Below are 14,133 nucleotides of genomic sequence, written 5' to 3' on the forward strand. Positions count from 1 at the left end.
ACGCTCGCGAGGGATCGACACCGGGGAGCTGACGATGGCGTTGTTCGGGATCGGACGACGTCCGGAGGCTGACGACGGGCCCGGGCGCGCGTGGTCGAAGGCCCTGGGAAACGTGGTCGCACCGCTCCCGGACGCGCGCGGGATCGCGGACTACGTGCTGACGGGACGCGACCCCGCCCCCCTGGTCGGGCTGCGGGCCGCCACCAGCACCATGCTGCCCTCGTGGCTGCAGTCCCCGCTGACCCAGCCGGGTGTCGACCCGGCGGCGCTGCGGACCCTGTACGGCGGGTTCGGCGGGGTCGACGCGAGCGTCCTGCGGCGATGGGGGCACGTGCTCGACGCGATCCAGGGCAGCCTGGGGGCCTGGGGGACGACGACCGCGCCGGTCGCCGGCGCGTACTGGGCCGACCTGATGATCGCCCACATGATCGCCGCCACCCCCGTCGGCGGGCCCCTGCCTGCCACCCTCGCCGACCTCGCCCGCATCGCCGCCGTGGACGGGGTCGGCCCGCGCGACGTCGTCGCCGCGCTGCTCACGGCCCCCACCGAGGTGCGCTACCACCGCTGGTCGTGCGCCACGCTGGGTCGGCTGCCCGGCCTCGGCGACGCGCTGCTCGAGCACCGCGACCTGGTCACGACGCCCCTGACGACGGGGCAGGTCGACGAGCGGCTCTGGCTGCTGGACATCGTCGGAGCGGCGCTGCCGGACGACCGGCTCGACGCCGTCGCCGACGCGCTCGCACAGGCGGCGGCGACGGCGAGCGCCCCGGTCCGGGAGCGGGCCGAGCAGGTCCTGGTGCGCGCGCCCGGGGCGGCCGCCGCTCTGCGGACCGTCGCGCTGGAGGGCGACGCCCCGTCACGCGGCCGAGCCCTCGAGCTGCTCGCGCAGCAGCCCGACCAGCTCGGGTGGGCCCGCACGACTGCCCTGGCCGACCGCGCCGCGCGCGTGCGGGGCCTCGTCGCACAGTGGGACGAGGCGGCGGCCGCCGCCCACCTGCCGGACGACGACCTGGTGCTCGACCCGCTGCCACCGATCCGCTGGGCGGTACCCCGGCCGGCCGCCGAGGCGTGCGCACGGCGCCTGGTCGACGACCTGGTCGCCGTGATCAGCGCCGAGAACGAGCGCCGGCTCGCGCACCAGCAGCAGGGGCACGGGCAGGCGTACAGGGAGCCGGGGCCCCCCGCGCGGACGTACCGGGACGTCGTCTCCCTCCTCGTCTCCGACGCGCCGCCCCCGACGACCCCGAGCGTGACGGTGCTGTTCTGGACCGCGACGCGCGCACTCGAGAAGCTGGCGGCCGACGGGGCGCTCGACGCCGTGAGCGCGGTCAAGCTGGTCGCGGCGCTCGACCTGCTCGACAAGAACCACGGGAACGGCGGGGGCGGTCTGGTCGTCGCGGCCGTGCACGCCAGGACCGGTGCGCCGGACCTGCGCACCCTGCGGGCGATGTACGACCAGATGGGTCTGGACGGGCGCGCGGTCGTCTGGCGCGCCTACTCCCGCTCCTTCGGGTCGCGCGTGGGTCGCACCTGGGACGACGCGGACGTCTGGCCGTTCGTCGCCGAGAACGTCGACTGGATCATGGGCGACGCGTCCAGCAGCTGGGACGTCGACGACCTCGCGCGGTTCCGCGCCGTGGCGATCCTGCCGCGCCTGCCGGCGCGGCTCGTCGAGCACCTCCTGACGCTCGCCCTCGGCACCCGCAAGACCCTGCGTGGCCCGGCGCAGGAGGCCCTGGCCGGTACCCCGGAGCTCGCGCTGCGGGCCGCCACGGGCCTCGTCGACGGTCGGACCGAGACCCGGCTGGTGGCGGCGCAGTGGCTGACGCGGCTCGCGGACGCGTCGGCTCTGCCCGCCCTGCAGGCCGCGTGGGCGAAGGAGCGGCAGGACGTGGTCCGCGGCGCCCTGCTCGACGCGCTCCTCGCCGTCGGTGAGCGCGCGGAGACCTACCTCGACCCGCGGGCCACGAGCGTGACCGCCGCGAGGGCGGTCGCCAAGGGGCTGCCGGCCGCGCTGGCGTGGTGCGCGTGGGACACCGTCCCCGAGGTCCGGTGGGCGTCGTCGGGCCAGGCCGTGCCGCGCGAGGTCGTGCAGTGGCTCTGCGCGACCGCGGTCAAGGCGAAGTCACCCGAGCCGGACGCGGTGCTGCGGCAGTACGCGTCGCTGTTCGACACCGCGGACCGGGAACGCCTCGCGCACCACCTGCTCACCGGGTGGCTGCGCGCCGACACCCTGCCGCACCCCCCGGCCGAGGCCGAGGACCGTGCCCGCCAGGAGGCCGCGGGCGGCCATCGGTGGCTGACGGACCCCCACGGCCCGTACCCGGGCCTGACGGTCGAGCAGCTCACCGCGGCCCTCCTGCCCGGGTACCTGCGTCAGCCCGCGGGCTCGGAGATCGCGAGCAAGGGGGTGCTCGCGGTGGTCGCCGCGTGCGGGGGTCGCGACGTCGTCGCCCCGGTCGAGCGGTACCTGCGCGAGTGGTACGGCCAACGCGCCGCCCAGGGCAGGGCCCTGATCGCGATGCTGGCGTGGGTCGAGGACCCGTCGGCCACCCAGCTCGTCCTGGCGATCGGCTCGCGGTTCCGCACCCGGAGCTTCCAGGAGGAGGCCGTCGCTCAGGCCGCCGCGCTGGCCGAGCGCAAGGGCTGGACGGTCGACGAGCTCGCCGACCGGACCATCCCGACCGGCGGGTTCGACGACGACGGCGTGCTCGAGCTGCCCTACGGGCCGCGGACGTTCGTGGCCCGGCTGCTGCCCGACCTGACGGTGGAGGTGCGCGACCCCGACGGCAAGGCGGTCAAGACGTTGCCGCCACCACGTCATTCGGACGACGCCGACCAGGCCAAGGAGTCCCGCAAGGCGCTCACCGCGGCGAAGAAGGACGTGCGGACGATCGCCGACCTGCAGCAGCGGCGGCTCTACGAGGCCCTGTGCACCGAACGGTCCTGGTCCGCCGAGGACTGGCGGCGCTACCTGTGCGCGCACCCCGTGCTCGGGCCCGCCGTCCGACGGCTCGTCTGGGTGGCGAGCATCGAGGGCGCGGACCCGGTCGTGTTCCGTCCCCTCGACGACGGCACCCTCACCGACGTCGACGACGAGCCGGTGACCCTGCCGGCCGGGGCGCGGGTGCGTCTCGCGCACGACAGCGTCCTGACACCCGACCAGGTGACCGCGTGGACCGCGCACCTGGCCGACTACGAGATCTCGCCGCTCTTCCCGCAGCTCGGTCGAGGGCTGCGCGCCGTGACCGAGCAGGACCGGGTGCGCCGCGAGCTCGACGACGTCGAGGGACACCTGCTCGGGTCGTACGCCCTGCGGGGCCGCGCCACGCGGCTCGGCTACACGCGGGGACCCACGGAGGACGCGGGCTGGTTCTACTCCTACGTCAAGCGGTTCCCGACGCTCGCGATCGACGCCGAGATCGGGTTCACGGGGAGCTTCCTGCCGGAGCAGGACCGCACGGTGGCCCTGCGCGCGCTCTCGTTCCACCGTCCGGGGCCCGACGGCCGAGCCGAGCCGCTCACCCTCGGCGACGTGCCGGCGGTCCTGGTCTCCGAGTGCTGGCACGACCTCGCCCAGCTGGCCGCGCAGGGCACCGGGTTCGACCCGGACTGGCAGAAGAAGACGGAGTACTGACCGTGGGCATCTTCGGACGGGGTCGACGACGCCCGGACGCCGACGGGACGGCCCCGGGAACGTGGGTCCGGGACCTGCGGTCGGTCGTCTCAGCGCTCCCCGACGCGCGCGGCGTCGCGGACTACGTGCTGACCGGGGGTGACCCCGGGCCCGTGACGGCGCTGACGCGGCCGCCGGGCGTCCCGCACGAGGCGTGGGTCCCGAACCCGTACCGCACGGACGGCCCCGTCGACCTGGCCGCCCTGCGGTCCCTGTACGCGGGGTTCGCCGGCGTCGACGCCGCGGTCCTGCGCCGCTGGGCCCACGTCCTGGACGCGCTCCGGGCCCCGATGCCGGGCTGGCGGAGCACGGTGGCGCCGCTGGCCGGCGAGCAGTGGCACGACCTGGTGCTCATGCACGTGGTCGCGGTCACCCCCGGCACCGAGCCGCTGCCCGTGACCTTCGCCGCCCTGGCCCGCGTCGCCGCGGTGGACGCGACGACCCCTCGCGACCTCGTCACCGCGCTGCTGTCGCCCACCGAGCCGGCGCGCTACTTCCACCGGTACGACGCCGTGCACGTCGGCCGGCTGCCCGGGCTCGGCGATGTGCTCGTCGAGCACCACGACCTGGTCGCGGCCGCCCTGACCACGCGAGAGGTCGACACCCGGGTCGTGCTCCTCGAGATCGTCGACAGCGCGCTGACGGACGACCGGCTCGCATCCGTCGTCGACGTCCTGGCGGACCTGGCGACCATCTCGAACGCGCGACTCCGGGAACGCGCCGAGCCGATGCTCGCGCGCGCGCCCGGGGCGGCCGGCGCGCTCCGGACCGTCGCGGTGGAGGGCAGCCCCGGATCGCGCGCCCGCGCGCTCGAGCTGCTGGCCCAGCAGCCGGACCAGCGCGAGTGGGCCCGTGGCACCGCGCTGGCCGACCGTGCGGCGAGCGTGCAGGACCTGGTCGTGCGGTGGGACGCCGCGGCCACGCTCGCGGACCTCACGCAGGACGACGTGCACCCCGGCCCGCTGGCCGCGATCGTGTGGGCCGTCCCCCCGGAGTCGGCGCAGGCGTGCGCCCGGCGTCTGGTCGACGACCTCACGGAGGTGATCGCGCACCAGAACCACGTGCGACGCTCGAACCCCCGGTACGGCGGGACGCCGCTGCAGACGCTGCCGACGGAGCGCACGTACCACGACCTCGTCGCCCTGCTCGTCGCCGACTCACCACCGTCGCCCGATCCGGTCGTCGCGGCGTGGCACGGGACAGCGACGGACGCGCTTCAGGGGATGGCCCGGGACGGCCTGCTCGACGCCGCGAGCGCGGTCAAGCTCGCGGCCGCGCTCGACCTGATCACCCCCGGCTACGGGCGGGGCACGTGCGACACCACCTTCCACCTCGTGCACGCCCTGACCGGCGGACCGGACCTGCGCACGCTGCAGGCCATGCTCGACCAGTCGGGCGCCGACGGTCGCGCACTGATCTGGCGCTCCTACTGCAGCCGCTACGGGGTGCGACTGGGGCGCACGTGGGACCCGGCGGAGGTGTGGCCGTTCGTCGCGGACAACCTCGACTGGATCATGGCCGACACGTCCGGCGACGAGTGGGCCGTCGACGACCTCGCGCCGTTCGCCGCGTTCGCCACCCTGCCGCACCTGCCCGCGCGGCTCGTGGAGCACCTCCTCGGGCTCGCGGTCGGGACGCCCAAGGCGCGGCGCGCACCCGCGCAGGCGGCCTTGGTCGGCACCCCCGGCATCGCCGCGCGGGCGGCGGCCCGGCTGACGGACACCCGCGCCGACGTGCGGATCGCCACCGCGCACTGGCTGGCGCGCCTCGCGGACCCGACGGTGCTGCCCGCCCTGCAGGCGGCCTGGGCCAAGGAGCGGCAGGACGTGGTGCGCGGTGCCCTGCTCGACGCGCTGGTCGCGGTCGGTGAGCGCGCCGAGACGTACCTCGACCCGCAGGCCACGAGCCGGACCGCCGCCAAGGCTCTCGCCAAGGGTCTGCCCGCGGCCCTGGCGTGGTGCGCGTGGGAGGCCGTCCCGCAGGTGCGGTGGGCGTCGTCGGGCGCGGTCGTGCCGCGGGAGGTCGTGCAGTGGCTGTGCGCGACGGCGGTCCGGTCGAGGTCGGCCGAGCCGGACGCGGTGCTGCGGCAGTACGCCGCCCTCTTCGACCGCGACGACCGGGAGCGGCTCGCGCACCACCTGCTGACGTCGTGGGTGCACGCGGACACCAGGACGCTCACCCCGGCGGAGGCGGAGGACCAGGCGCGGGCGAGCGCGACCGTCCACCACGGGTGGATGACGGCGTCGGGCAGCCCGTACGCGGGCATGACGGTCGAGCAGCTCGCCGCCGCCACCCTGCCCGACCACCTGGGCCAACCGGCCGGGTCGCAGGCCGCGAGCAAGGGCGTCCTCGCCGTCGTCGCGGCGTGCGGCGGCCGGGAGGTCGTCGCCCCGGCCGAGCGGTACCTGCGGACCTGGTACGGCCGGCGTCCCGCCCAGGGCAAGGCCCTGATCGCGATGCTGGCCTGGGTCGACGACCCCTCGGCCACCCAGCTCGTGCTCGCGATGGGTTCACGGTTCCGCACCAGGAGCTTCCAGGACGAGGCGATCACCCAGGCCGCCGCCCTCGCCGAGCGCAAGGGCTGGACGGTCGACGAGCTCGCCGACCGGACCATCCCGACCGGCGGGTTCGACGACGACGGCGTGCTCGAGCTGCCCTACGGCCCGCGGACCTTCGTCGCCCGGCTCCTGCCCGACCTGACCGTCGACCTGCGCGACCCCGACGGCAAGCCGATCACGACCCTGCCGCCGCCGCGTCGGACGGACGACGAGGACCAGGCAAAGGAGTCGAGGAAGGCGCTCACGGCCGCGAAGAAGGACGTGAAGACGATCGCGGACCTCCAGCAGCGACGCCTGTACGAGGCGCTGTGCACGGAACGCTCCTGGTCGGTGGGGGACTGGCAGCGCTACCTGGCCGCCCACCCCGTGGTCGGGCCCGCGATCCGACGGGTGGTGTGGGTGGCCACCGACGCGGGAGCCGCGGACGGCACCGGGCCCGTCGTGTTCCGCCCGCTCGACGACGGCACGCTGACGGACGTCGACGACGAGCCGGTGACCCTGGCGCCCACGGCGCGGGTCCGTGTCGCGCACGACAGCATCCTGACCGGCGACCAGGTCACGGCGTGGACCGCGCACCTGGCGGACTACCAGATCACCCCGCTCTTCGCGCAGCTGGGCCGCGGGGTGCACACCGTGGACGAGCAGGACCTCACGCGGGACGTGCTGAGGGACTTCGAGGGCCACGTGCTCGGGGCGTTCGCGTTGCGACGGCACGCACTGCGCCTCGGGTACGCCCGCGGCCCGGCGGAGGACGGTGCGTGGTTCGCGTCCTACACCAAGCGGTTCCCGACGCTCGGGATCGTCGCGCACCTCGACTTCAGCGGGAACGACCTGCCGGAGCAGGACCGGGCGGTGGCGCTGCGGGCGCTGGGGTTCTCCCGCCAGCGTCCCGGCGCCGATCTCGAGCCCCTCACCCTCGGCGACGTGCCGACGGTCCTGCTCTCCGAGTGCTGGCACGACCTGCGCGACCTGGCCGCGCAGGGCACCGGGTTCGACCCGGACTGGGCGACGAAGACGGAGTTCTGACCATGACCGCCGACCCGACCACCCCCGTCCTGCGCGCACCGGCCGAGGTGCAGTTCGCCGCCGAGCTCGCGGCCCTCGCCACCGCCGACACCGGCAGCCGACCCGCCGGGTGGCGCCTGACGCCGCGCGCCGTCCGCGCCTTCGTCGTCGGGGACCGGGCGCTCGGGGTGACCCGCAAGTTCTACGGCGACGACGCGCTCGTCGACCGGTGCGTCGTCACGCTCATGAGCAGCCGGGGGCTGCTGCTGGTCGGTGAGCCCGGGACGGCCAAGTCGATGCTGTCCGAGCTGTTCGCCGCCGCGGTCTCCGGCGACTCGACCTGCACGGTGCAGGGCAGCTCCGGCACGACCGACGACCAGATCACCTACTCCTGGAACTACGCGCTGCTGCTCGCCGAGGGCCCCACGCCCCGCGCCCTGGTCCGCGGGCCGCTGCACCGGGCCATGACCGACGGTGCCGTGTGCCGCTTCGAGGAGGTCACGCGCGTCCAGCCGGAGATCCAGGACGTCCTCATCGGCGTGATGTCGGACAAGGTGCTGCACGTCCCCGAGCTGGGCGGCCCCGAGGCCGTCGTGTTCGCCGCCCGCGGGTTCAACATCCTGGCCACCGCGAACCTGCGCGACCGCGGCGTCCACGAGATGTCGAGCGCGCTGAAGCGCCGGTTCAACTTCGAGACCGTGCGCCCCATCCGCGACCGGGACCTCGAACGCCGGCTCATCCTGGAGCAGACGGCCGAGCTGCTCGCGCACGCCGACATCGACACCCGGCTGACCCCGGACGTCGTGGACCTGCTGGTCACGGCCTTCCACGACCTGCGCGACGGGGTCACGGCCGACGGGGTCGCGGTCGAGCGGCCGACCGCCGTGATGAGCTCCGCCGAGGCGGTCGCCGTCGGGTACGCCGCGGCGTTGGACGCCCACTGGTTCGGGGACGGCGATGTCGGCGGCGCGCACGTCGCGCGGCAGCTCATCGGCACCGTGCTCAAGGACAACCCCGAGGACGGCACGAAGCTGCAGCACTACTTCGACGTCGTCGTGCGACCGCGCGCGAAGAAGGACCGGCGCTGGAGGTCAGTCCTGGAGACCCGCGGAGAGCTCGACCGTTGACCAGCCGGCCGACCGACGCGCTGCCGACCGGCGCGGACGTGCGGGCGCTGGCCGCCCGGCTCGTGACCGACGACGTCGTCGTGGTCCCCGTGCGGCACCACAGCCCCGCCTGCGCGCGGGCGGTCGCCGCGGCGTTCGCGCGCTTCGCCCCGTCGCACGTGCTCATCGAGGGACCGCGCAGCCTCACCAGCCTGGTCGACCTGCTCTGCCACCCCGAGGCGCGCTACCCGCTCGCCGTGTACGCGTGGTCCCGGCCGGCCGGGCGTGCCACCGCCCCCGGGGAGGGGCACGGCGGGTACTACCCGTTCTGCGACTACTCCCCGGAGCTCGTCGCCGCCCGGCTGGGGCACGCAGCCGGCGTGCCCGTCACGTTCTGCGACCTCGAGGTCGGCGAGCAGGCCGCCGCGGCGGCCGGCGCGGTGCTCCCCGGGGCCGGGTCGCTGCAGCGCGAGGAGTACGCCCACAGCCGGTCCCTGACCGCGCTCGCCGAGCGCCTGGGCTGCCGCGACCACGAGGACCTGTGGGAGCTGCTGTTCGAGTCGGGCCCCGAGGACGGCCCCGAGGACGGCCTGGACGCGCACCTCGCGGCGATGACGGCGTACTGCCTGCTCGCGCGGCACGACAGCACCGAGGCGGAGCTGGACCGCGAGGGCACGCGGCAGCGCGAGGCGGAGATGGTGTGGCACGTGCAGCAGGCCGTGGCCGGACGGGCCCCGGGCGCGGGTCCGGTCATGGTCGTCGTCGGGGGCTTCCACGCCGTCGCGCTGCCGGACCTGCTCGCGTCCCCACCCGCCCGACCGGTGGTGGACGTGGGGGACGTCGAGGAAGGGCACGCGCTCGTCCGCTACGGCTTCGACCGCCTCGACCGGTTGGCCGGGTACGCCAGCGGGATGACGTCGCCGGGGTGGCACCAGCGCATCTGGGACGAGCACCTGCGCGGCAGCCTCCCCGACGCAGCCCGCAGCAGCGCGACGCTCACCACGCTCCTCGACCTCGCGGACGAGCTGCGGACCCGCCACCGCACGCCCGTCGCGACACCGACGCTGGTCGCCGCGCACCGGCAGACGCTCCTGCTCGCCGACCTGCGGGGACGCCCGGCGCCGCTGCGCAGCGACCTCGTCGACGCGGTGACGAGCTGCCTGGTGCAGGGCGACGCCGACGTCGAGGGCGTCGTCGTGGCGTCGGCGACGCGACGCGTGCTCACGGGCGACCGCGTGGGCCGCGTCCCCCCGGGCACCGGCACCCCGCCGCTGGTCCGGGACACCCTCGCGCGCCTGCGCGACCTGCACCTCGACACCGACGCGACTGAGCCACGCACGCTGGCGCTCGACCTGTACCGCAACGCCGGGCACCGGCGCACCAGCCGGGTGCTGCACGGCCTGGTCATGCTCGGGGTCCCGTTCGCGCAGCGCGTCGCCGGGCCGGACTTCGTGCGCGGGACGGGCCTGACCCGGCTGCAGGAGCGGTGGACCTACCTGTGGAGCCCCTCGACCGAGGGGGTGCTCGCGGAGGTCTCGATGCTCGGGTCCACGCTGGACGAGGCTGTGGAGGCGCGGTTCGCCGCGCTGGTCGCCGAGGTGACGCGGGACGGCGCGACGCCGCCGAGCGGGCGGGCTGTCTCCCTGCTCGCCCAGGGTGCCGTCGTCGGGCTGCACGAGCGGACGGCGCCGGTGGTGCGGCTGGTGCGCGAGGCGGTGGGCGCCGAGACCTCGTTCGTCGACGCGGTGCACGCGGCCGGCGCACTGGCGCTGCTGGCGGACGGCAGGGAGGCCGTGGAGTCGGCGCGGCTCGTCGGGCTGGCGGGCCTGGTGACGCACGCGTACGCGCGGTGCCTGTACCTGGGCGGGCAGCTCCAGGGCGACGAGGAGCCCCCGGACGGGGTGGCGTCCGCGCTGTCCCGCCTGCGCGAGCTGCTCGCCTCCCCCGGCGGGCAGGACCTCGACGCGCAACCGTTCTGGGAGCTCGTCGACCGCCTGCGCCACACGCACGACCGGGCGATGGTGCGGGGCGCCGCGGCAGGGCTGGCCTCCACCGCGGGCCGGCTCGACGCCGAGGGTCTGGCACGGGACGTCGCCGGCCACCTGGCCGGGTCGATCGACGCGCACGAGGCGGTCGGGTTCGTCCGCGGGCTGTTCGCGACTGCGCGCGAGACGGTGTGGCAGGAGTCCGGTGTGGTGACGGCCCTGGACTCGCGGCTCGTCGACTGGGACCAGCCGACGTTCCTGTCGACGCTGCCGGACCTGCGCCTCGCCTTCGCCGGCCTGACACCGCGCGAGTCGGACCGCGTCGCCGAGCGCGTGGCGGCGCTGCACGGCGGGGAGCGACCCGACGCCGCGGTGCGCCGCGACGTCGACGCGGGCACCGTCCAGGCCCTCGCGGAGCTGTCCCACCAGCTCCTCGACGTGCTCGAGCGCGACGGCCTGGGTGCCTGGGCGGGCCGGGCGCAGCCGTGAGACCGACCGACCGGTGGCGCCTCGTCCTGGGCCGGTACGCCGAGGACCGACTGCCTCCCCCGCAGGACCCGCGCGGGTCCCGGTACGAGGCCGCCCTGGACTACCTGTACGGCCGGGAGTACGCCGGTCGCGGGGGTCGGGGCGACGACGGGCCGGGCGACCAGGCGGTTCCCGGCCCGGGCTCCCTCGACCCGTCCGCACCGTCCGTCGTCGACTGGCTGGGCGAGGTGCGCGAGCTGTTCCCGCGGGAGAGCGTCGAGACGATCGAGCGGCACGCGCTGGACCGGTACGGCCTGACCGAGCTGGTCACCGACCCCGAGGTGCTCGCCCGGATCGAGCCCAGCGAGGCGCTCCTCAGGACGCTGCTGTCGTTGAAGGGCCAGCTCGACCCGGCGGTGCTGGGCGAGGTGCGCCGGATCGTCCGCGCGGTCGTCGAGGACCTGCGCCGCCGCCTCGCGCAGGAGATCCACCAGGCGCTGACCGGCCGGGTCAGCCAGCACCGGCACTCCCCGCACGCCGTCGCCGCCAACTTCGACCCGCGCGGGACCATCCGCGCGAACCTGCGGCACTGGGACGCGGCCGGCGGGCGCCTCGTCGTCGAGCGCCCCCTGTTCTTCCAGCGCAACACCCGCCGGATCCCGTGGGAGGTCGTCCTGCTGGTCGACCAGAGCGGGTCGATGGTCGGGTCCGTCATCCACAGCGCGGTGATGGCCGGGATCCTGTCCGGGCTGCCGGCCTACCGGCTGCGGCTCGTCGTCTTCGACACCAGCGTCGTCGACCTCACCGACCTCGCCGGTGACCCCGTCGAGCTGCTCATGACCGTGCAGCTCGGCGGCGGCACGAACATCGCGCGGGCGGTCACGTACGCCGGGCAGGCCATCGACAACCCGGCGCGGGCCGTCGTGGTGCTGGTGAGCGACTTCTGCGAGGGTGGTCCGCCGTCGCAGCTGGTCGCGGCCGTGCGGCGCCTCGTCGAGGCGCGGGTGACGACGATCGGTCTGGCCGCCCTCGACGGGACCGCGCACCCGGCGTACGACCGCGCGATGGCCCAGCAGCTCGCCGACGTCGGGATGCCGGTCGCCGCCCTCACCCCGGGAAAGCTCGCGGAGTGGCTCGCGGAGGTGACTGCGCGATGAGCGTCCGCGCCGACGTCGTGGCCGTGCTGGCCCGGTACGACGAGGACGCGTGGGTGGCCCTGGCGAACCGCGGCCTGCTGCGGCGCGCGCGCAAGGACCTGGAGTCGGCGCAGGTGCGCGTCGTCGCGGAGGACGACGTGGCCGTCGAGGTGGCCGTCGGGGACCTGGTGGTGCGGATCGGGGTGGCCGGCCCGGGCGACGCCACCTGCACGTGCCCCAGCCCCGTGACGTGCCAGCACGTCCTGACGGCGGGCCTGTACCTGGCCGCTGCCGATGTCGACGCTGCTGCCGACGTCGTCGAGGGGCAGGACGGTGCGTCGGGCGAGCAGGGGGCGACGGCAGCGGACGACCTGCACGCCGAGCTCATGGCGCTCGACGCCGCGACCCTCACCGCGTCCGCGGGGGTGCCCGGGTTCCGCTGGGCGTGCCGGCTGCTCGACGACGCGGACGAGCCGCCCGTCCTGACGCGGAACGGCTACCTGACCGTGACGTTCCCGCGCCGCGGCCTGACCGCCCGGTACCTGGGCGGTGGGCTCGACGCGCTGGTGCTCGACCAGACGGTGCCGCACGTCGAGCGTTTCCGTGTCGCCGTCGTCCTCGCGTGGCAGCGGGCGCACGGCCTCGTCCTCGAGCCGCCGCCGCCGCGCGGGTCGCGCACCGCGGTGCCGAGCGAGTCGGCGCTCTCGCGCACCGCCTCCCGGCAGCGCCTGCGGAGCACGGTCGCGGCGGTGCTGCGGGACACGGTCCGGGTGGGGGTGTCGCACCTGTCGCCCGCGGTCCACGAGCGCCTGGTGACGTCGGCGGTGTGGGCGCAGGGCGTCGAGTACCACCGGCTCGCGCTGCTGCTGCGCCGAATCTCCGACGAGGTCGAGCTGCTGCTCGTGCGCTCCGCCCGCGCGGACGACCTGGCCCTGCTCGACGACGTCGCCGTCGCGCACGCGCTGGTCTGCGCGCTGGAGGCCACGGCCGGCCGGGAACCGGCCACCCTGGTCGGCCGGGCGCGCACGGCGTACGACCCGGTGCGCCGGCTCGACCTGATCGGCCTCGGGGGCCGTCCGTGGCGGACGGGGTCGGGCTATCACGGGCTCACCTGCCTGTTCTGGGATGCCGCCGGTGGACGCATGCTCACGTGGACGGACGCGCGCCCGGAGTCGCTCGCGGGATTCGACCCCCGCGCCCGGTGGCGGCAGTCGGCGCCCTGGCCCGGCCTGTCCGCGCCCGCGGCAGCGACCGGCCGGGGCGTCGTCCTCACGCATGCCCAGGTCAGCCCGGACGGACGGCTCTCGGGGGTCGAGTCCACGACGGCTGCCGTCGGTGGGGTGGGCGGCGCGGACCTGCTGGGTGCGCTGCCGGTGCGCGACGTGTGGGGCGACCTGGCGCCACGGCGCGTCACCGGGCTGCTCGACGTCGTCGACCAGAACGCGCTGTGGACCGTCCTGCGGCCGGCCGGCGCGCTGCCGGCGCAGTGGGACGCCGTGGAGCAGGTGCTGCGCCTGCCCCTGCTGGACGCCGCCGGCGACGTCCTCGTGCTGGAGGTGCCGTGGTCGCGGCTGCACGCGCACGCCATCGCACGCCTCGAGGCCCTCGGCGTGGACCTGCCTCCCGGGGCGTGTGTCGTGGCCCGCGTGCAGCGGGTGCGGGGTCAGCTGGTGGGGGAGCCGCTCAGCATCGTCCTGCCCGACCGGGCCGACCGCGCGGTCGACGCGCTGCACTTCGACCCGGGCCCCCGGTCCGGGGACCCCTCGGCCCTCGTCGCGGACCTGCTGGCCGCCGGTGCGGCGGACCGACCCACGTCCGAGGGTCCGGACGACGACCCGGGCGTCGTGCCCGGACCTGTGTCGGCCCTGCGCACGGTCGTCGAGCAGGCGGCGCAGCGCGGCTGCGGCGGGACGATCCCGGGGGACGTCCACCGCCGCCTGGCGCAGGCCCACGCGGCCGCCCGGGCCGTCGGGCTGTCGGTGCTCACCGAGCCCGACCCGACCCTCGACCCCGCCGAGCTCCTCCTGCGGTCGTCGTACCTGGTGCAGCAGGTGGAGCGGGCGCTGGGCTGAGTGTCGGACCCCGGCTTCATCGAACCTTGACGCGACCACAACCGGCGATCCGGTCCGGGCAGCGAGGCTGACGGGCGAGGCGCGCCCGCGTGCTCTCACCGATCCGCTGCCCTCGCCGCGACTCCCG

The 14,133-nt window shown here is 75.9% G+C and carries 6 protein-coding genes; all 6 read left to right on the plus strand.

Annotation, left to right across the window (positions count from 1 at the left end; translation table 11 throughout):
* The first annotated feature begins 34 nt into the window (after nt 1-34).
* The 6 genes from OKX07_RS04725 to OKX07_RS04750 are packed head-to-tail and all read left to right on the plus strand — an operon-like array spanning nt 35 to nt 14,006.
* On the plus strand, nt 35-3,637 hold the full coding sequence (locus tag OKX07_RS04725; RefSeq protein ID WP_265630704.1) for a DUF4132 domain-containing protein: 3,603 nt from the start codon (nt 35-37) through the stop codon (nt 3,635-3,637).
* Nucleotides 3,638-3,639: 2 nt separating this feature from the next.
* Nucleotides 3,640-7,260, plus strand: coding sequence for a DUF4132 domain-containing protein (locus tag OKX07_RS04730; RefSeq protein ID WP_265630705.1), 3,621 nt, complete (start codon nt 3,640-3,642; stop codon nt 7,258-7,260).
* A gap of 2 nt (nt 7,261-7,262) precedes the next feature.
* Nucleotides 7,263-8,366: an ATP-binding protein gene (locus OKX07_RS04735; RefSeq protein WP_265630706.1), complete on the plus strand. Its 1,104-nt coding sequence runs from the start codon at nt 7,263-7,265 to the stop codon at nt 8,364-8,366.
* The gene (locus OKX07_RS04740) at nt 8,363-10,819 is read left to right on the plus strand and encodes a DUF5682 family protein (RefSeq protein WP_265630707.1); all 2,457 of its coding nucleotides are present in this window, start codon (nt 8,363-8,365) and stop codon (nt 10,817-10,819) included. The genes OKX07_RS04735 and OKX07_RS04740 overlap by 4 nt, the downstream gene beginning before the upstream one ends.
* Nucleotides 10,816-11,955, plus strand: a complete 1,140-nt coding sequence (locus OKX07_RS04745) for a VWA domain-containing protein (RefSeq protein WP_265630708.1) — start codon at nt 10,816-10,818, stop codon at nt 11,953-11,955. Before OKX07_RS04740 ends, OKX07_RS04745 begins: the two co-directional genes overlap by 4 nt.
* Entirely contained in the window at nt 11,952-14,006 is a 2,055-nt protein-coding gene (locus OKX07_RS04750) for a hypothetical protein (RefSeq protein WP_265630709.1), read from the plus strand. The genes OKX07_RS04745 and OKX07_RS04750 overlap by 4 nt, the downstream gene beginning before the upstream one ends.
* Nucleotides 14,007-14,133: the final 127 nt, after the last annotated feature.

This window comes from Cellulomonas sp. S1-8, from assembly GCF_026184235.1.
Lineage (GTDB): Bacteria > Actinomycetota > Actinomycetes > Actinomycetales > Cellulomonadaceae > Cellulomonas.

Excerpts from the sequence above, each read along its gene's own strand:
- OKX07_RS04735 (WP_265630706.1), top strand. The coding sequence starts at position 7,263 with ATGACCGCCGACCCGACCACCCCCGTCCTGCGCGCACCGGCCGAGGTG.
- OKX07_RS04725 (WP_265630704.1), top strand. The coding sequence starts at position 35 with ATGGCGTTGTTCGGGATCGGACGACGTCCGGAGGCTGACGACGGGCCC.
- OKX07_RS04750 (WP_265630709.1), top strand. The coding sequence starts at position 11,952 with ATGAGCGTCCGCGCCGACGTCGTGGCCGTGCTGGCCCGGTACGACGAG.